The sequence below is a fragment of the Prochlorococcus sp. MIT 1223 genome (assembly GCF_034092465.1).
GTDB lineage: Bacteria > Cyanobacteriota > Cyanobacteriia > PCC-6307 > Cyanobiaceae > AG-402-N21.
Genome location: NZ_CP139303.1, coordinates 825,562 through 844,091, shown reverse-complemented (window position 1 = coordinate 844,091; position 18,530 = coordinate 825,562). Strand labels below are relative to the sequence as shown.

Annotated in this window: 15 protein-coding genes, 2 tRNA genes and 3 rRNA genes; 11 read left to right on the top strand and 9 right to left on the bottom strand. The window is 40.5% G+C overall.

Annotation, left to right across the window (positions count from 1 at the left end; all coding sequences use genetic code 11):
• Positions 1–1,320, bottom strand: a complete 1,320-nt coding sequence (gene ctpZ / locus SOI85_RS04535; protein ID WP_320665036.1) for a carboxyl-terminal processing protease CtpZ — start codon at positions 1,318–1,320, stop codon at positions 1–3.
• Between the two features lie 68 nt (positions 1,321–1,388).
• Here ctpZ and petB point away from each other — a divergent pair, with 68 nt between their 5' ends.
• Entirely contained in the window at positions 1,389–2,045 is a 657-nt protein-coding gene (petB, locus tag SOI85_RS04530; RefSeq protein ID WP_320665035.1) for a cytochrome b6, read from the top strand.
• 66 nt (positions 2,046–2,111) lie between these two features.
• Positions 2,112–2,594: a cytochrome b6-f complex subunit IV gene (gene petD, locus SOI85_RS04525; RefSeq protein ID WP_320665034.1), complete on the top strand. Its 483-nt coding sequence runs from the start codon at positions 2,112–2,114 to the stop codon at positions 2,592–2,594.
• Here the strand turns inward: petD and SOI85_RS04520 are convergent.
• A complete protein-coding gene (locus SOI85_RS04520; protein ID WP_320665033.1) occupies positions 2,591–4,048 on the bottom strand; it encodes a glycoside hydrolase 100 family protein in 1,458 nt (485 codons plus the stop codon). The genes petD and SOI85_RS04520 overlap by 4 nt on opposite strands.
• 674 nt (positions 4,049–4,722) lie before the next feature.
• On the opposite strand from SOI85_RS04520, the gene SOI85_RS04515 reads away from it, so the two are divergent.
• The 5 genes from SOI85_RS04515 to rrf all read left to right on the top strand — a co-directional run bounded on the left by SOI85_RS04515 (position 4,723) and on the right by rrf (position 10,000).
• Positions 4,723–6,207, top strand: a 16S ribosomal RNA gene (locus SOI85_RS04515).
• Positions 6,208–6,386: 179 nt separating this feature from the next.
• Positions 6,387–6,460, top strand: a tRNA-Ile gene (locus SOI85_RS04510).
• 9 nt (positions 6,461–6,469) lie between these two features.
• Positions 6,470–6,542 (top strand) — tRNA-Ala (locus SOI85_RS04505).
• A 370-nt stretch (positions 6,543–6,912) separates the two neighbouring features.
• Positions 6,913–9,788 (top strand): 23S ribosomal RNA (locus SOI85_RS04500).
• Positions 9,789–9,883: 95 nt separating this feature from the next.
• Positions 9,884–10,000 (top strand): 5S ribosomal RNA (rrf, locus tag SOI85_RS04495).
• Together the 16S, 23S and 5S rRNA genes with 2 tRNA genes alongside form the textbook arrangement of a ribosomal RNA operon.
• Positions 10,001–10,055: 55 nt before the next feature.
• On the opposite strand, the gene SOI85_RS04490 is transcribed toward rrf, so the two are convergent.
• Both SOI85_RS04490 and SOI85_RS04485 read right to left on the bottom strand, forming a co-directional pair.
• On the bottom strand, positions 10,056–10,919 hold the full coding sequence (locus tag SOI85_RS04490) for a DNA-formamidopyrimidine glycosylase (RefSeq protein WP_320665032.1): 864 nt from the start codon (positions 10,917–10,919) through the stop codon (positions 10,056–10,058).
• Between the two features lie 5 nt (positions 10,920–10,924).
• Complete coding sequence (locus SOI85_RS04485) at positions 10,925–11,140, bottom strand: photosystem I reaction center subunit IV (protein WP_320665031.1); 216 nt, start codon at positions 11,138–11,140, stop codon at positions 10,925–10,927.
• A 126-nt stretch (positions 11,141–11,266) separates the two neighbouring features.
• Here SOI85_RS04485 and SOI85_RS04480 point away from each other — a divergent pair, with 126 nt between their 5' ends.
• The gene (locus SOI85_RS04480) at positions 11,267–12,304 is read left to right on the top strand and encodes a hypothetical protein (RefSeq protein ID WP_320665030.1); all 1,038 of its coding nucleotides are present in this window, start codon (positions 11,267–11,269) and stop codon (positions 12,302–12,304) included.
• Positions 12,305–12,350: 46 nt separating this feature from the next.
• On the opposite strand, the gene SOI85_RS04475 is transcribed toward SOI85_RS04480, so the two are convergent.
• Both SOI85_RS04475 and SOI85_RS04470 read right to left on the bottom strand, forming a co-directional pair.
• On the bottom strand, positions 12,351–13,040 hold the full coding sequence (locus tag SOI85_RS04475) for a LysM domain-containing protein (RefSeq protein WP_320665029.1): 690 nt from the start codon (positions 13,038–13,040) through the stop codon (positions 12,351–12,353).
• A 104-nt stretch (positions 13,041–13,144) separates the two neighbouring features.
• Entirely contained in the window at positions 13,145–14,521 is a 1,377-nt protein-coding gene (locus SOI85_RS04470; protein WP_320665028.1) for an aldehyde dehydrogenase family protein, read from the bottom strand.
• 342 nt (positions 14,522–14,863) lie between these two features.
• Here SOI85_RS04470 and SOI85_RS04465 point away from each other — a divergent pair, with 342 nt between their 5' ends.
• Positions 14,864–15,589 (top strand): TVP38/TMEM64 family protein, encoded by a 726-nt coding sequence (locus tag SOI85_RS04465; RefSeq protein ID WP_320665027.1) that lies wholly within the window; start codon positions 14,864–14,866, stop codon positions 15,587–15,589.
• A 114-nt stretch (positions 15,590–15,703) separates the two neighbouring features.
• On the opposite strand, the gene SOI85_RS04460 is transcribed toward SOI85_RS04465, so the two are convergent.
• A complete protein-coding gene (locus SOI85_RS04460; RefSeq protein WP_320665026.1) occupies positions 15,704–15,847 on the bottom strand; it encodes a hypothetical protein in 144 nt (47 codons plus the stop codon).
• Positions 15,848–15,875: 28 nt separating this feature from the next.
• On the opposite strand from SOI85_RS04460, the gene acsF reads away from it, so the two are divergent.
• The gene (gene acsF, locus SOI85_RS04455) at positions 15,876–16,979 is read left to right on the top strand and encodes a magnesium-protoporphyrin IX monomethyl ester (oxidative) cyclase (RefSeq protein ID WP_320665025.1); all 1,104 of its coding nucleotides are present in this window, start codon (positions 15,876–15,878) and stop codon (positions 16,977–16,979) included.
• A 14-nt stretch (positions 16,980–16,993) separates the two neighbouring features.
• Here acsF and SOI85_RS04450 read toward each other — a convergent pair whose 3' ends face one another.
• Together SOI85_RS04450 and SOI85_RS04445 are read right to left on the bottom strand one after the other, a co-directional pair.
• Positions 16,994–17,380, bottom strand: coding sequence for a 2Fe-2S iron-sulfur cluster-binding protein (locus tag SOI85_RS04450; protein WP_320665112.1), 387 nt, complete (start codon positions 17,378–17,380; stop codon positions 16,994–16,996).
• A 31-nt stretch (positions 17,381–17,411) separates the two neighbouring features.
• The gene (locus tag SOI85_RS04445) at positions 17,412–17,759 is read right to left on the bottom strand and encodes a hypothetical protein (protein ID WP_320665024.1); all 348 of its coding nucleotides are present in this window, start codon (positions 17,757–17,759) and stop codon (positions 17,412–17,414) included.
• 111 nt (positions 17,760–17,870) lie between these two features.
• Between SOI85_RS04445 and SOI85_RS04440 the strand changes: the two genes are divergently transcribed.
• On the top strand, positions 17,871–18,137 hold the full coding sequence (locus SOI85_RS04440) for a hypothetical protein (protein WP_320665023.1): 267 nt from the start codon (positions 17,871–17,873) through the stop codon (positions 18,135–18,137).
• The last annotated feature ends 393 nt before the right edge of the window (positions 18,138–18,530 follow it).

Sequence of the window (18,530 nt, the reverse complement as noted above, 5' to 3'; positions counted from 1 at the left end):
TCAGGGAATATCGTTATTGGTTTGAAGTGTTCCTGAGGTTGTATTTAATGTTTCATTCTCCGATTGAGTGGTTTTTATAACATCTCTATCTAAAGCTGCCCCCATGTAAATCTCTGCATCTTGTATCCATCTGTCTTCATTCCCTCCTGGGTTTAGTGGTTCAGGTAGCTCCAATATCTTGTCTGGTTCTATACCTAAATTTTGTATATCTTTCCCATTAGGAGTTAAGTAACTAGCAACTGTTATTGCGATTCCACTTCCGTCACTAAGGTTAGTCAAGGACTGTATTAGTCCTTTCCCAAAGGTTCTATTCCCAAGTAATTCAGATCTTTTGTTATCTTGCAGTGCTCCAGCAAGTATTTCGCTTGCACTGGCTGTCCCTTTATTTACTAGTGTCACCATTGGCCCGTCATAAAGGGTTTCGATTCCGGCAGGAATTGGATCATTAATCCCTTCTCTGTTTTTTGTTTCAACTATTGGCTGTTTGCTGATAAATGCATCTGCAACAGCTAATCCTGAACTTACGAGGCCTCCTGAGTTGTTTCTTAGGTCTAAAACCAGCCCCTCTATTCCTTTCTGAGAAAGTTCTTGCAAAGCTTCTTTTACTTGATCTGGAACACTTTCACTAAATTGAGTAATTCGTAAATAGCCAAGGGTATGAGATTCGCTCCTAAGCCTTTTCGTCCGAACTGGTCTTAAGTCAACACTTCTTCTTTCAAGATTTATTTCTTTCGCTTCTTCATTAGGAGCTTGAAGTTCTACAACAACTTCCGAGCCAACTTCTCCTCTTAATTTTGCTGCAGTTGCTTCTAATCCAAGATTTTTTGGAGATTCGCCATTGACTTTAATGATCAAAGTCCCGCTTGTGATTCCTGCATCTGCGGCTGGAGATCCTTCAAGAGAAGAAATAACAACAATTTGATTATCTTCATTTCGTAACCCTAGTTGGAGTCCTACCCCGTTTATTTCGCTTCCAAGATTGCTTGATTTAAGAGCTTCATAGTCTTTTGGCCGAATTAAACGCGTGTATGGGTCATCTAGACGAAGAACCATTGCGTCTATTGCTGCATAGGCTTGAAATGAAGTGGTGATGGGCTTTTCAAGAGCTCTTTGTCTAAGTTTTCGCCATTTAATATCATCAAGCTTTTGAGGCTCTAGATACCCTTCATTGACTAGAGACCATGCTTCTAAAACAAGCTGCTGCCCATCATTTAGAGCAATTGCAGGTTGTATTAGCAGGCACATTGCTAGGCAAAGGCTCAGCAGCATTGTGAAAATGGGCTGCATTTTCCTGAGCAGTGATTTAACAGTTGGAAGCATTGGATTAATCCTTTGCACAGTCCATGGGACACATCAAGTAGAATCTTTTTAAAAGTGCACCTAATTAAATGGCGAACTCTTCGCCCGTTTATGACTGGTTTCAAGAACGTCTTGAAATACAGGACATTGCGGATGATGTCACTTCAAAATACGTTCCTCCTCATGTAAATATCTTTTATTGTCTTGGTGGGATCACTCTAGTTTGTTTTTTGATTCAATTCGCGACAGGCTTCGCGATGACCTTTTATTACAAACCAACTGTTGTAGAAGCCTATAGCTCTGTTAGTTACCTTATGACAGACGTGAGCTTTGGTTGGTTGATTAGATCAGTTCATCGGTGGAGTGCATCGATGATGGTTTTAATGCTGATCTTGCACGTGTTCAGGGTATATCTAACTGGAGGTTTTAAAAGGCCCAGAGAACTTACTTGGGTTACAGGAGTAGTTATGGCAGTTATAACTGTTGCTTTTGGCGTTACAGGATACTCATTGCCTTGGGACCAAGTGGGTTATTGGGCTGTCAAAATTGTGTCTGGTGTTCCTGCCGCTATTCCTGTAATTGGAGATTTTATGGTTGAGTTGCTTCGCGGAGGTGAAAGTGTAGGTCAATCAACTTTGACTCGTTTTTATAGCTTGCATACTTTTGTTCTTCCATGGGCATTGGCTGTGTTTATGCTTATGCATTTTTTAATGATTCGTAAACAAGGAATCTCTGGTCCTTTATAGGGATTACTTGGATTAGTTAGTATTAATCTTATTGGTCATTAAAACGAATTTAGCGATTATCAAATTATGTCTTCCCTTAAAAAACCAGATTTAGCTGATCCGAAATTACGAGCGAAGCTTGCTAAAGGGATGGGGCATAATTATTACGGTGAACCAGCTTGGCCGAATGATCTTTTGTATATATTCCCGGTAGTGATACTTGGAACTATTGCATGCGTAGTTGGTTTAGCTGTACTTGACCCGGCCTTTTTGGGAGATAAAGCTAATCCTTTTGCTACTCCATTAGAAATTCTTCCTGAATGGTATCTATACCCTGTTTTTCAAATACTTAGAGTTGTTCCTAATAAATTACTCGGCATTGCTCTACAAACATTGATACCACTTGGATTAATGCTTATACCATTTATAGAAAACGTTAATAAGTTTTCAAATCCGTTTAGAAGACCTGTCGCAATGACATTCTTTCTTTTTGGCACTGTTTTAACTATTTATCTTGGCATAGGAGCTTGTCTGCCAATAGACAAGTCACTAACTTTAGGGCTTTTTTAATTAAAGCCTTCTTCAAGATCTAGCATTAAAACATCCTCTGGAGAGTCTCTAAGAATGTGATGCAACAATAGAAATCCAACTATTGTCCATGTCTGATAAGTTCTTGATTGTTGACCCACCCAAGTTCCAGTGGGGCCATCAAAATACTCTGCCCATTTTTGACGAGGTAATTGATTGAGTTGACTCCAGTAACATTCTTCTAAAAGAGCTCGCATTTGTCCCATTAGAAGTACATCTGCTTTTGGATACCTTTTCTCATGAAGAAGAATGGATGCCCCAAAGAACCATAAAAGGCTTGGCCAATGTCCTCCGTTGTGATAACTCCAAGGCCAATTTTTAGGATCTGATCCAGTTTTATTTTGCCATTCGTCTATATCCATTGGTGGATGGCAAATCCTCATAGGCATTTGAGCCATCAAATGTTCTCGATTATGAAGAACCAATCTGAAAAGAGCACGTTGCTGAGGCGCTGTAAGAACCCCAAACATGCATGCCAAAGAATTTCCCAAACTGTAAAAGCGAAAATCTGGTCTTCCTGTCCTTATATTTCCTATTAAGTATCCACCTCTATTCTCTAGCCAATCTTGTAGCCAAGAAGGAACCACCTGAGGCTGAACATTAAATTCATTTTGATGTTGGTCTTCTCCATATTGTTCAGTTGGCCTTCTTCTTAGTACTTGCATTGTTTTGCTGGTAACCCAGTAATGCTTCAAGAGAAATTGTCGAAGATCATGAACCCACTGTCGAGTTAGAACTAATCTTTGATCTAGTAATCGGCTGACTTGGTTTTTTCTGCTCAATTCCATAAGCTCTATGCAACTTTTCAGACATGCATAAAGAAGTACTTCCACTTCTAAGGGGGCTCCCCAAACGTCCATTGGACGATCAATCATGAATGAGCAATCTGGAACGAATAAAACAGGAGTTCCTTCAAAAGTTGGATGAAGTACTAAGTCAAGTAATAGTTGAATCCCCCTTTGGACTTGTTGACTGGTCCCAAAGCTTTGGTCACCACTTTTCCTTACATATAACCAGCAAAGTATTGGCCACCATAGGCTTGCGTCGGCTGAAGTTATTCTGCCTATTGATCGTTGTCCATAATCTGCGATTAGCTCTCCTTCTTCTTCTACAAAGCTTGTGGGAAAAACTCCTCTTGTTTGATAAGTGGTGCTTTGTAATCCCAGACTTACTGAAAGGAACTTCTTAACTATGTCGAATCTTTTTTGTGTAAGAAGATAAATCATTACAGGGACGTTATCCCTTAAGAAGATTTCCCCATAATTCAGCGCATCATTTTTGTTCCCAGGATGCTCGAGGGCCGCCACACTTCCTGTAAGGCTTCCTGAAATTTCAATGAGTGTTTTTTCAAAATGTTCCTTTGCTCTTTTGATGACCTGGTCTTCATTAGAGTTTGGACGTACTCTTTGATTTTGTTGGCTGAAGCGGCCTGCCATTTAGTTTTAGTTTCAATGGGCAAACGCTAGTTATGGCTTGCTCCTTTCTTCTTGATGATAATTGCGCAAATCGGAACTGTTATTAGTTGTTGCATAAGAGAGGGTTATGGTCTACATTAAATGATGCGCATCTGACTGAGATTAGAAGCGCAGCTCACATGACCTATGAGGCGAAAGCCTGATCGTGTAGTGGGCACTTGCGAATTTGAGGGAAAGTGATTTTTCTTAAGTTAGTAAGTTCCAATTACGGTCATCAAATGACCGTAGATCTTTAATTCTTCAAATTTTTTGGAGTTTCTAAAGATACTGAACCTGGACAACTGAAAAGTTTAGGAACTGACGCTTTTATCGCGTCCTTAAATAGAGGAACCTATCTGGTTTTTCTATATGAAGGATGTATTTGCGATAAGGGTGTGAGGTCCCGTCAAAAGAAATTTAGTTGCACAATCCCCTCTAATGCATTGAATTTGAGTCTCACGGCTCAGTTTCATGTAAAGGTGTTACAGGTGGATGCAACGACCGGATCTGAGATCTCGGAAAGACACAAAAGAAGAGATTCTGAAGTGCACTCTTAGAAACCTTCTTTCATAGGAAGGAGCAACAACTGCTATTAATAATTTATTAGCGGGTGAAGCAAGTCAAACTGAGTAGTTTTTCTACAAGAGGGTTTGATTACAACGGAGAGTTTGATCCTGGCTCAGGATGAACGCTGGCGGCGTGCTTAACACATGCAAGTCGAACGAACCTTCGGGTTAGTGGCGGACGGGTGAGTAACGCGTGGGAATCTGCCCTCAGGAGGGGGATAACGGTTGGAAACGGCCGCTAATACCCCATATGCCGAGAGGTGAAATGAATTTCGCCTGAGGATGAGCCCGCGTCTGATTAGCTTGTTGGTGAGGTAATGGCTCACCAAGGCTTCGATCAGTAGCTGGTCTGAGAGGATGATCAGCCACACTGGGACTGAGACACGGCCCAGACTCCTACGGGAGGCAGCAGTGGGGAATTTTCCGCAATGGGCGAAAGCCTGACGGAGCAACGCCGCGTGAGGGATGAAGGCCTCTGGGCTGTAAACCTCTTTTCTCAAGGAAGAAGATATGACGGTACTTGAGGAATAAGCCACGGCTAATTCCGTGCCAGCAGCCGCGGTAATACGGGAGTGGCAAGCGTTATCCGGAATTATTGGGCGTAAAGCGTCCGCAGGCGGCCTTTCAAGTCTGCTGTTAAAGCGTGGAGCTTAACTCCATCATGGCAGTGGAAACTGTTGGGCTTGAGTGTGGTAGGGGCAGAGGGAATTCCCGGTGTAGCGGTGAAATGCGTAGATATCGGGAAGAACACCAGTGGCGAAGGCGCTCTGCTGGGCCATAACTGACGCTCATGGACGAAAGCCAGGGGAGCGAAAGGGATTAGATACCCCTGTAGTCCTGGCCGTAAACGATGAACACTAGGTGTCGGGGGAATCGACCCCTTCGGTGTCGTAGCCAACGCGTTAAGTGTTCCGCCTGGGGAGTACGCACGCAAGTGTGAAACTCAAAGGAATTGACGGGGGCCCGCACAAGCGGTGGAGTATGTGGTTTAATTCGATGCAACGCGAAGAACCTTACCAGGGTTTGACATCCTGCGAACCTCTAAGAAATTAGAGGGTGCCTTCGGGAATGCAGTGACAGGTGGTGCATGGCTGTCGTCAGCTCGTGTCGTGAGATGTTGGGTTAAGTCCCGCAACGAGCGCAACCCACGTTTTTAGTTGCCAGCATTTAGTTGGGCACTCTAGAAAGACCGCCGGTGATAAACCGGAGGAAGGTGTGGATGACGTCAAGTCATCATGCCCCTTACATCCTGGGCTACACACGTACTACAATGCTACGGACAAAGGGCAGCTAACTCGCGAGAGCACGCAAATCCCATAAACCGTGGCTCAGTTCAGATCGTAGGCTGCAACTCGCCTACGTGAAGTAGGAATCGCTAGTAATCGCAGGTCAGCATACTGCGGTGAATACGTTCCCGGGCCTTGTACACACCGCCCGTCACACCATGGAAGTTGGCCACGCCCGAAGTCGTTACTCTAACCCTTGTGGAGGAGGACGCCGAAGGTGGGGCTGATGACTGGGGTGAAGTCGTAACAAGGTAGCCGTACCGGAAGGTGCGGCTGGATCACCTCCTAACAGGGAGACAAAACAAAGATTATGATGTCTGAGTAAAAATTCTTAGACCATAGTCCTGTCACCTTAGGTCGATCGGTACCTCAATTTTTAGAACTAATTGAAGGTGAGTATTCATTTTCTTAGATCTATAATTTTCAGTTCCTAAACTTGTCTAGGTCACACCCAACGATGGTTCTCCTGGGCCATTAGCTCAGGTGGTTAGAGCGCACCCCTGATAAGGGTGAGGTCCCTGGTTCAAGTCCAGGATGGCCCATTCGGTGTTGGGGGTATAGCTCAGTTGGTAGAGCGCCTGCTTTGCAAGCAGGATGTCAGCGGTTCGAGTCCGCTTACCTCCACTGATTAACCACCAGATATCCCAACGAAATGGAGATAAGTAGTTGATGTGATTTAGACGATGTTTTCTGAAATGAACCTAGCTTTCTATCATTCCACAAATTAATTAAATGATGGCTGGTAACAAGCTGGGCTCTTTGAAGTTTCTAAAAAAAACTTCATAGATCTTCAGTAGAACCTTGACAACTGCATAGATTAGTCTGGTAAGAATTAAGCATCTCATAGATGCATGATTCTTTTATATAGAATTCATATTGTAATTACAGTATAAGTTCTATTAATAAAAGAATTTATGTTTAATTTCTAATAAATAGAAAACACTCTTTTTATTAAATGAGGATTTATTTCCGAAATTATTAAATAGAGGTTAATGGTCAAGCTACAAAGAGCTCATGGTGGATACCTTGGCACACAGAGGCGATGAAGGACGTGGTTACCTGCGATAAGTCTCGGGGAGCTGGATACACGCTTTGATCCGGGAATTTCCGAATGGGGCAACCCTATGTACGGCCAGCTGAATCCATAGGCTGGCACGAGCCAACCCAGTGAACTGAAACATCTTAGTAACTGGAGGAAAGGAAAGTAAAAACGACTCCCTAAGTAGCGGCGAGCGAACGGGGAATAGCCCAAACCGATGATCTCGATCGTCGGGGTTGTGGGACAGCAATGTGGACCAACAAACCTAGAAGAAGCGCTTGAATGGCGCGCCATAGAGGGTGAAAGCCCCGTAATTGAAAGGAGAGTTGGCCTAGCTGTATCCCGAGTAGCACGGAGCACGTGAAATTCCGTGTGAATCCACGAGGACCACCTCGTAAGGCTAAGTACTCCTGTGTGACCGATAGCGCAACAGTACCGCGAGGGAAAGGTGAAAAGAACCCCGGGAGGGGAGTGAAATAGAACATGAAACCATGAGCTTACAAGCAATGGGAGCCCGACTTATCGGGTGACCGTGTGCCTGTTGAAGAATGAGCCGGCGACTTATAGGCACTGGCGGGTTAAACCGGAAATGGTGGAGCCATAGCGAAAGCGAGTCTGAATAGGGCGTTTGTCAGTGTTTATAGACCCGAACCCTGGTGATCTAACCATGGCCAGGATGAAGCTTGGGTGATACCAAGTGGAGGTCCCAACCCACTGACGTTGAAAAGTCACGGGATGAGCTGTGGTTAGGGGTGAAATGCCAATCGAACCAGGAGCTAGCTGGTTCTCCCCGAAATACGTTGAGGCGTAGCGTTTAGTGCTCCAGCAGGGGGGTAAAGCCACCATTTCGGTGCGGGCTGCGAGAGCGGTACCAAATCGAGATGAACTCTGAATACCCTGTGTGTAACTAAGCAGTCAGACTGTGGGGGATAAGCTCCATAGTCGAAAGGGAAACAGCCCAGACCGCCAGCTAAGGTCCCAAAATTAACGCTAAGTGATAAAGGAGGTGGGATTGCCCAGACAACCAGGAGGTTTGCTTAGAAGCAGCCATCCTCAAAGGAGTGCGTAATAGCTCACTGGTCGAGCGATCCTGCGCCGAAAATGAACGGGGCTAAGCGTTGTACCGAAGCTGCGGATTTAACTTGTTAAATGGTAGGGGAGCGTTCTATGTGGGGTGAAGCGTTAGCGTAAGCGGGCGTGGACTGCATAGAAGTGAGAATGTCGGCTTGAGTAGCGAAAACATGGGTGAGAATCCCATGCCCCGAAACCCTAAGGGTTCCTCCGGCAGGCTCGTCCGCGGAGGGTTAGTCTGGTCCTAAGGTCAGGCCGAAAGGCGTAGTCGATGGATAACAGGTCAATATTCCTGTACCAGTTATGTTTTGGGAAGGGGGACGGAGAAGGCTAGCCAATCCAGATGTTGGTTACTGGTTCAAGCGTTCGAGGCTTTGAGGAACGGAGAAAACGTTCTGAGCTAAGGCGTGAGTACGAGCTGCTACGGCAGCGAAGTTGGTGACGTCATGCTTCCAAGAAAAGCCCTATACCCGTTAAGGCATAACTGCCAGTACCCGAAACCGACACAGGTGGGGTGGTAGAGAATACCGAGGGGCGCGAGATAACTCTCTCTAAGGAACTCGGCAAAATGACCCCGTAACTTCGGGAGAAGGGGTGCCAGCGAGAGCTGGTCGCAGTGAAGAGGCCCAGGCGACTGTTTACCAAAAACACAGGTCTCCGCTAAGTCGCAAGACGATGTATGGGGGCTGACACCTGCCCAGTGCCGGAAGGTTAAGGAAGCCGGTTAGCGTAAGCGAAGCTAGCGACTGAAGCCCCGGTGAACGGCGGCCGTAACTATAACGGTCCTAAGGTAGCGAAATTCCTTGTCGGGTAAGTTCCGACCCGCACGAAAGGTGTAACGATCTGGGCGCTGTCTCGGAGAGAGGCTCGGCGAAATAGAATTGTCTGTGAAGATGCGGACTACGTACACCCGGACAGAAAGACCCTATGAAGCTTTACTGCAGCTTGGTATTGTGCTCGGGCTCTGAATGCGCAGGATAGGTGGGAGACTTTGAAGTAGTGCTTTTGGGTGCTACTGAGTCACTGGTGAGATACCACTCTTTTAGAGCTAGAGTTCTAACGTTTACCCGTTATCCGGGAAGCGGACAGTATCTGGTGGGCAGTTTGACTGGGGCGGTCGCCTCCTAAAAGGTAACGGAGGCGCACAAAGGTTCCCTCAGGCTGGTTGGAAATCAGTCGACGAGTGCAAAAGCAGAAGGGAGCTTGACTGTGAGACCTACAAGTCGAACAGGGACGAAAGTCGGTTTTAGTGATCCGACGGTTCTGCGTGGAAGGGCCGTCGCTCAACGGATAAAAGTTACTCTAGGGATAACAGGCTGATCTCCCCCAAGAGTTCACATCGACGGGGAGGTTTGGCACCTCGATGTCGGCTCATCGCAACCTGGGGCTGAAGTCGGTCCCAAGGGTTGGGCTGTTCGCCCATTAAAGCGGTACGCGAGCTGGGTTCAGAACGTCGTGAGACAGTTCGGTCCATATCCGGTGTACGCGCAGGAATATTGAGAGGATTTCTCCCTAGTACGAGAGGACCGGGAGGAACGCACCTCTGGTGTACCAGTTATCGTGCCAACGGTAAACGCTGGGTAGCCATGTGCGGAGTGGATAACCGCTGAAAGCATCTAAGTGGGAAGCCCACCTCAAGATGAGTATTCCCATGGCATAAGCCAGTAAGGTCACGGGAAGAACACCCGTTGATAGGCTCTACGTGGAAGCTTGGTAACAAGTGCAGCGGAGGAGTACTAATAGACCGAGGGCTTGACCTTATTTTTCATTATTAAAAATCAGCTTTTTCAATCCAGACTTTAATTAGAAATAATTATCTCTATGCAGTTCTCAAGGTTTTCTTGAGAATGATTTTCCTGGTGTTCATGGCGATGTAGAACCACTCCGATCCATCTCGAACTCGGCTGTGAAATGCATCAGCGGCAACGATATTTGGGGGGCAGCCCCCTGAGAAAATAGCTCGATGCCAGGTTAAATTATTTCATTCTCCAAATATAAAAAAACAGCCTCTTTTAGGGGCTGTTTTTTTATATTTGGCAATTAGAACACCAATGAGTCCCTCTACCAGCAATCTTTTTTCTTATTATTTTTTCTCCACATTTTCTACAGGGCTTATTTCCTCTTCTATATACCCAAGCTTGTCCTCCATAGTTACCATTTACTCCTTCTAAATCTCTAAAATCACTAAAGGTTGTACCACCTTCTCCGATACTAATCTTTAGGATTTTGACAAGAGATTTACAAAGTTTCTCAAGCTCATGAATTGTTAATTCTCCAGATTCTCTAGTCGGAAGAATATTTGCAGCAAATAAGCTCTCGTCTGCATATATGTTACCTACCCCTGCAACTATTCTTTGATCAAGCAATATTGATTTAATAGATCTTTTTCTTCCCTTGAATTGTTCTTTTAAATATATAGCATTGAAATCCTTGCTAAAGGGTTCGGGTCCTATTGTCTTTAGTCCATTTATAGAATGAAAAGGAGAACTGCTTGGTTTTATCCACCACATTTGAGCAAAGTTTCTAGTATCTACAAACCTAAGTTCTTTGTTTTCTTTATCCCAAAAACGAACTCTAGTATGAGAACACGGCGAACAACTTTCTGTATGGAATTGGAATTGTCCTGTCATTCTTAAATGAGTAGCCCACCATCCAGCATTGTTCTTTGCAACACTTTTGATATTTAAATTTTTCATTGACGCTATTAGATATTTACCTCTTCTTCTCCATAAAGATACTTTTAACCCCTTCATGTTTGATATAAATTCTTTGCCACCCCCATTGCTAGCAATAGTTCTTTCTGATAATACTTCTACTTCTTTAATTATAAAATCAGTTAACTTTCTTTCCAGACCTAAACGAACTGTTTCAACTTCAGGTAATTCAGGCAAGAAAGTTAGGCTTTTTCAAGCTCGTAAGGAGCAAAGTTATTGGTATTTAGTCCGCCTTCCTGGCCGCTATAAACCTTGTAATCCACCTTGTCAAATCTTACGGTTATAGGATATTTAATTGGTGGATCTGACTTGTCAATAGATGCAACTTTTCCTGTTTGGTTGTACCAATAGGACTCTGGTCGTTTAATTCGAACAGTGTCGCCTCTAGCAATGGCCATTGAATCAATGTGACGGATCTTACTAATACATTATCGCGAAGAACGCATTAGTTTGCTTTAGCGTCACAGAATGTCGCTGCGTTGTTAAATGCTTGTGACAGGATCTGTTTAAATTTAAATAAATTTGTGAGCACAACTCTTTCTCCAGAGAATTCTCTTCTTCAATTGGATTTACCAGATCCCACTAGAGATGATCTCAGTAGTGTTGATTTTTTAACACAGTTAGAGAAGGCTTGGTCTATTTGCGAAAGGGTGGACTTGCAAACCGAGATTTGGAGAGGAAGAATTTTGCGTACTGTTAGAGATCGAGAAAAAAGAGGAGGAGAAGGAAGAGGCGCGGGATTCCTTCAGTGGTTAAGGGACATGGAAATCAGTAAAACAAGAGCTTATCAGCTAATTCAGCTTGCGGATTCGGCTGATGACCTCGTTGGGGGTGGGGTATTAGAAGAGAAAAGCGTTAATCAATTTTCTAGAAGAGCTTTTATCGAAACTGCTCAATCTTCACCTGAAGTGCAGCAAATGATTTCCGAAGCAGCAAATGAAGGCCAGGAGATCACACGTAGGCAAGTAAAAAGACTTGCAGATGAGTTCACTTCAGTAACCAGTCCTTTAATTCCTGAAGAGATTAGAGAGAAAACTCAGGCAAATTTATTGCCGTCAAGAATGGTGGCGCCTTTGGTTAAAGAGTTGATGAAATTGCCAGAATTGCAGCAGGCTGATATGAAAGAAAAATTAAGAGAAAGCCCTGAAGTAGAATGCATTAAAGAGGTAACAAGCTCTGCTCGTTGGATAGGAAAATCATTAGAAGCATCTTTATCATTAAAAAGTTTTCAAGAGGCAGAACTCAATCTCGAAAAAGCTATTCAAGAGGCACAGAGGTTAGATGCACTTGGTCTTTTATCAGATGCATGTGGTCAAGCCAGATCAATTGAAGCATCAGTTGCAAAATTATTCTTATCATGGAAAAGATTAGGCGATCTATATGAAAGACTTTGGATTGAAAGTGGAAGCAGTACTCCTTACTTAAGGCAAGTTCTTGAATCTCTTCAGGTTATAACTGGATCTACAATTAGAGTCTCTCTAGGTGAGCTCGCAGGTGGAAAAAAACTCAGGTTACAAATAGTAGAGGAAGATCCTGAAAGTATTCCTCCCCCCTACGATTAATTGAATTTTATACTTTTAATATATCTATCATTTGGACATTTATAATTTAACTGCTTTCACAAATATCATTTACTAATTTATACTCGAAAGCCTCCTGAGGCGTAATCCACTCTCTCCAATTGCCATTTAGGCCTGTCCTGTTAATAATTTGACTTGAACATTTAACGGCTATATACAAAGGCTTTCCACTTTTGTGCATTGATTTAGCAATAAAGTTACCATCTTTTTTCTCTAAGCTCGACCAGTTCACTCGCAGAGGACCATATGTTTTCCATTCTAAAGGTACTTTATTATTAATTGATATATCAATTACTTTTTTATCAGCAATCATTTCTTTCTCCGTAGTTAATTCTTTCTCTTCATTTAAATCTGCTTCCTCTGAAATTAATATTTTCTGCCCAAGATACAATAAATCTGGATTTTTTATGTTATTTAACTTAATAAGATCATCTCTTTTTACATTATACATTTCTGATATCATAGAAAGTGATTCTCCTTGTTTCATGACATGAAACTTTTGATAAATCGATCTCTCGGGTAGCTTTATTATTTGCCCTTTCTTGATTTGATTTGCATCACTTATATTATTTAAATCTAAAATTTCTTTTATAGTTAAATTATTTTCATTGGCTATCTTGGTTAAAGTGTCCCCCTCCTTGACAGTTATTTCGGAAGCTAATCCAGCTGAATTTGTTAGTAATATAAAAGAAAGAGTAAAAAATAGTCTTTTAATCATTTCCTTTTAAATTCTTTTATTGATATATAATAATAGCTTTTAAACCATTTGCCAGAGAAAAGTATGTATTGAATTAGAATATATTAAAGGTTTGAAAGATTTTACTATATTATTTTTTTTATAAGTGATGGATCAATTCTATAAGGAGGATATCGAAAATTTATATCAAGCCAAAAAGGTTTTCTGAAAATAGATTTTCTGTGAGAAAACGTTTCGAAACCAGCGTAACCATGATATTGACCCATCCCACTTGCTCCAACTCCGCCAAAAGGTAACTCTGGAATACCGGCTTGCAAAACAACATCATTAATGCAAATCCCACCAGAACTTGTAGTATTTATTACGGCTTTTTGTTGAGTATCAGAACCACCAAATAAATATATCGCAAGGGGCTTGTCTTGTTTCCTTATTTCTATTAGCTCTTCTTCAAGATTTTTTAATTTAAAAATTGGCATTAGTGGACCAAATATCTCTTCTTTCATTAATGGATCTTCTCTATTTTTAACCTCGATAAGTGTCGGACTTATTCTATGCCTGGCTTCGTCTACTTCTCCTCCGAAAATGATTCTTTTTGAATCTTTAGCATAATCTAAAAGCTTTTTAAGCCTTTGAAAATGATGCTCATTAACTATCTTGCCAAGGTCAATTGATTGAAGTGGTTCCGGTCCGTAAAAATCAAGAGAAGCCTTCTTCATTGAAGAGACAAGCGTGGAATATAGATTCTCTTGTACCAAAATATGGTTTGGAGCAATACAAGTTTGCCCAGCATTTAGACCTTTGCCCCAGACCAATCTTTTTGCCGTGATTTCAATACGTGCTCCATCTAAAACTATTGCTGGACTTTTTCCTCCTAATTCAAGGGTCACCGGTGTTAAGTGGTTAGCAGCAGCTTTAAGAACTTTTTTCCCGACTTCCCCTCCCCCTGTAAAGAAAATGTGATCAAATGACTTTGATATCAACTCTTCAGCTATCTCACCATTACCTTCGAACACTCTAACTATATCTTCAGAGAAATATTTAGGGATGATTCTATTTATAAGAGTTGATATATGTGGGGCATTTTCAGATGGCTTAAGTACCGCTGCATTGCCTGCTGCTAAAGCACTTATGAGAGGCTGCATAGTTAAAGAAAAAGGATAATTCCATGGTCCAATAATTAAGATGCAGCCTAAAGGTTCAAGCTTTGTTGTTGCAATTCCTGGTTTTAATGAAAATGGAACATTGACTTTTTGAGGTTGCATCCAATTATTTAAAGACTCTTGTGCAAGTTTTAATTCTTGTTTTAGAGCGATTAACTCGAAAAATGCCTCTGTGGCTGGTTTTTCAAGGTCTTTCCCAAGGTTTGAGATTATTTCATTTTCATTTTCGTTGAGTAATTTTTCAAGACGTTGAAGTTGAAGTCTGCGCCATGTCTTTGACCTGGTATGGCCTTTTAGGACTGGTAGACGCATCTCAGTTAATCGAAAATCTTTTAGCTGCAAATTTCATTTTTATATTTAGGTGATTTCTAGCAAAATATTTCATGTAAATGCTGAAAATTAAAAATTATTTTTTATTAGAGTCCAGAGTAAAAAAATCCGACCAATTCTTTATTCAAGTAATAAGGAGTTTAAAAAATTGAGGACATTGAATTTTCTTGGCCAATTAAAATGTGATTTCTTTGCTCATCTATTTACGGGTATCAGCTCTACTTGGGAAATAGTGTTACTTTATATCTTGATATCTAGGATGGTATGATCTCTTTTTATTTAATGTATTCTTCCTTGGTCTAAGGGTATGCCAATCCATTTTTGTCAACATTATAGCTGGTTTGAATTGGTCCTATGTTGAAGAAATATCTAAATAAAACAATTTTAAATTACATTTATCTAGTAATAATTTCTGCTTTTGTATATATTTTATATAAGAGCTTTGATATTAATCAGATTAATTACTTCATTTCAGAAAATCAAGTTAAGTTGGAGAAATCGATATTATATGCAGTAACTTTAATATTTATACTTAGGGCAATCAGTATAATTATCCCAATCCTTCCCGGTACTTATTGCTCGGTTATCTCAGGCTATTTGTTTGGTGTAAAGAACGGACTTCTGATTATTTTTATTGCAGACTTTTTTGCTTGCTCATTTGCTTTCTTTGTTTCGAGGAATTTAGGAAGAGATGCATTGAAAAGAATCTTGGGAAATACTCAAATGAGTAAAATCGAGCAACTAAGTAAAAACTATTTTGAGCAGAATATCTTTTTAATGACTGGTTTCTTGATGACTTCCTGGTTTGACTTTGTCTCATATGCGATAGGTTTAACAAAAATTCCTTGGAAAAAATTTATGCCTGCATTAATTATAAGCATTTTGATATCTGATCTTCCATTTGTTGCTGGAGGCTATTCAATTAATCAATTAAAAGATAATGGAATGCAAGCGATTTTAAAAGGAGATCTCGATATTATCAAAGGACCTTATTTGATTATCTTAATAATCTCTGTATTAGTTGCATTTTGTTTAGGACTATTAAATATATACTTTACTAGAAAGTCTAAAATTATTTAGTAAAAAGGAACCAAAATATTTCAATTTTATTTTATTTACCTATAAAAACCTAATTAAAAAGCCAAACCTGATCCCTTCTTTTCCTTTACAAAAACCACTAACCCTGAAAAGGAACTATTGGTTGTTTCTCTGGACTTCTTGGTTACGTGTTGAGACCTCGAAAAAAATTGGCCGGTATGCAGTTTTATCATTCATCACTTTTATTGCTTTATCTATTAATTGCTTAATCAAAGTTACTTTTTCACGAAAGAAGGACATAGAATCAACTCCAGGATTGATTTATTGAATGACAGCCACAGCTTCTTCCCCTTCTTTAAGAGTTGATACCCGAGGTAAGAATGAGCTTCCACCTCATTTAGACGAGAACCTTTTAACCCCTCGTTTTTATGTGACTGAATTTAATAAGGCTTCAAAAACGAATCTCGAAGATGCCCGAGAAGAATTTGAGGCTATGTTCAATGAAATGAAGGCAGATTATAACTGTACTCACTTTGATAGAAAAGCTAGTCTTGATAGGTTGCAAGAGTTGCCTCAAAAGGATAAAGAAGTATATGAGAGTTATCTTGTTAGGTCAGTTGTATCTGAATTCTCAGGCTTCTTGCTCTTTAAAGAGATCTCTAACCGTCTTAAAAAAAATGGAAATAAGGATTTAAGCAAGCTATTTACTTTTTTAGCTAGAGATGAAGCTAGGCACGCTGGCTTTCTCAGCAGAGCTTTAGTTGCAGAAGGAATAGAAGTTGACTTGCCGCATTTAGGTGGTAAAAGAGCTGCAACTTGGTTCCCTATTAGTTGGGTAATATATTCAGTTTATTTGTCAGAGAAGATAGGATATTGGAGATATATTTTGATGGATAGACATTTAAAAGCTAATCCGGATGAAGCTTTTGCGCCTTTATTTGATTTCTTTGAACCTTGGTGCCAAGACGAAAACCGTCATGGAGACTGTTTCACTGTAATGATGAGATGTTGGCCAGGTATTACCAAGGGGTTCCGAGGGAAACTGTTAAGTCGTTTTTTCCTTTGGAGTGTGTTCTTAACGCATACACTTACTGTTTGTGAGAGAGGTGATTTCTATGAACTATTAGGAATTGACCCTAAAGAATTTGACGAAGAAGTTATCAAAAGAACAAATCACACTTCAAAAAATGCTTTCCCTTGGGTCTTTAATTTGGATGATTCTAGATTTTGGGAATTAAGAAATAAAATAATTGCTGCATTTCGTTCATTTGTGGAAGCAAAGGGACTCAAGAAGCCTGCAAAGCTAATTAGTTTTGTATCTCTTATCTTTAGACAATTTGCTTTACCTATGGAGAAGACAAATGCAATAAGATATGAAAAATCTGTTCCATTTAATGGAAGCGATTTGTTTAATTTCTGGACAGATAAGTAAATAAATTCAATATTTTAAATATCAAAGGGATTACCTGCCTGAGTATCTAATCCCTTGAAATATTTTCCAAATTGCTCTTCATAAACTTCGTCTGCATCCTGTGTTTCGCATTCAAGAGGACCAGTTGCCTTTGATACGCACAATAGACCAAAACCTTTGTCTCTAAGTTCTTTGGACAATCCAATACAGGCTGTTTGATCCATCCCTCCTGAAATTATTTTTACGGCACATTCTGAGCAGCAACCATTTCGACAAGAAAAGGGTAATTGTTCACCGATTATTTGCCCATTTTCATCCTTTGATTCAAAGTTCCTAAGAATGTATTCTCCTTCAGGCACCTCAAAGGTATAAGTCTTACCTTTTTGCTTGTGATGGATGGTGATTTTATGTAAGGGTTTCAGCGATTTCAATAATCTTATGCCTTAATTGTATCTAGTTCTGCTTATTTTTCTTAAGTCCTATATCTCTTCTTAAATCAGGCTCTGGTGGTGAGCTGGCATGCTTCCATAACTCATCAATATCTATTTGAGTGGTTGTACGTTCTCCCCCAAATCTCAATTTAAGCCAAGCTATTGCAGATGAATCTTTTGCTATGACTGCTTCATAATTGCTGTTTTCATACAGATTAAATTTTTGAACTAATTCTGGAGTTAAGTACCACATTGGATAATCTTCACCTCGCCTAGCTCGTCGTTCATATATTGATTCACGCAATTGACCATTTCCGCAGAGTTGTCCTGCAGGGGCTAATAGAACATAAAGAGCTTCAGGCTCTGACATTAAGATTTTAAATGTTCAGTAATTTTACCAGAGAGAAATTAATAACAACGATTTCCATCTGCTTTTGCTTGATTCCTTTCCCTGGTCTCTCCTCATAGCTTTAATAGAGACATGAACCAATTTTTAATTACTTTCATTGCTATTGCACTTTTTGTTTGCTTTGCAGTTGCTTTATTACTTCTTTTTGTATGGTCAGCAAAAAAAACACTTATAAAAGGAGGGACTGCTTGGTCCGCTAAGGATTTTCCTATTAAGAGAAATTCATCTAGATCAATAACTCAAAGAGAGCTTGGCGATAGTGCAACTTCTCTGCTTGAATCAATATCTGATGAGACAAAAGAATATTTAAAAGCAGAAGAAGAAAATCACAATAGCTAATTCTTTAAGATGCTATTAAAATGATTATTTCATAATTTAGAGATCTTTCCAATATCTTTGACGGATTTAATAATATATATTTAAGATCTAATGTATTAGAAGAACTCTATAGAGCTTCTGCTTGCAAACCTTTAACCTTATTTCGAAATGGAAAATGATTGGTTGCACTTATCTCAGAAATATTTCTTCTTAACCGTCTCTATTCTAGTTATAATTGCTTTCTTATGTATGTTAATACTAATAATAGGTAAGCTGATTTAATAATTCAATTTCTTCTAATAGGTGTATTTAATTAATGGCTTGATTGCCATATGCTTTTTCTGACAAAAACATACATAAGTAATAATCAAGTTAAAGTAGATACTTCCTTGATTACTATCAAGATTAAAATAC

Bases quoted from the DNA above. Each gene is read 5' to 3' on its own strand.
- petB (WP_320665035.1), top strand. From the start codon at position 1,389: ATGGCGAACTCTTCGCCCGTTTATGACTGGTTTCAAGAACGTCTTGAA.
- acsF (WP_320665025.1), top strand. From the start codon at position 15,876: ATGACAGCCACAGCTTCTTCCCCTTCTTTAAGAGTTGATACCCGAGGT.
- SOI85_RS04475 (WP_320665029.1), bottom strand. From the start codon at position 13,040: ATGATTAAAAGACTATTTTTTACTCTTTCTTTTATATTACTAACAAAT.
- SOI85_RS04465 (WP_320665027.1), top strand. From the start codon at position 14,864: ATGTTGAAGAAATATCTAAATAAAACAATTTTAAATTACATTTATCTA.
- SOI85_RS04440 (WP_320665023.1), top strand. From the start codon at position 17,871: ATGAACCAATTTTTAATTACTTTCATTGCTATTGCACTTTTTGTTTGC.
- SOI85_RS04460 (WP_320665026.1), bottom strand. From the start codon at position 15,847: ATGTCCTTCTTTCGTGAAAAAGTAACTTTGATTAAGCAATTAATAGAT.
- SOI85_RS04445 (WP_320665024.1), bottom strand. From the start codon at position 17,759: ATGTCAGAGCCTGAAGCTCTTTATGTTCTATTAGCCCCTGCAGGACAA.
- petD (WP_320665034.1), top strand. From the start codon at position 2,112: ATGTCTTCCCTTAAAAAACCAGATTTAGCTGATCCGAAATTACGAGCG.
- ctpZ (WP_320665036.1), bottom strand. From the start codon at position 1,320: ATGCTTCCAACTGTTAAATCACTGCTCAGGAAAATGCAGCCCATTTTC.
- SOI85_RS04520 (WP_320665033.1), bottom strand. From the start codon at position 4,048: ATGGCAGGCCGCTTCAGCCAACAAAATCAAAGAGTACGTCCAAACTCT.
- SOI85_RS04485 (WP_320665031.1), bottom strand. From the start codon at position 11,140: ATGGCCATTGCTAGAGGCGACACTGTTCGAATTAAACGACCAGAGTCC.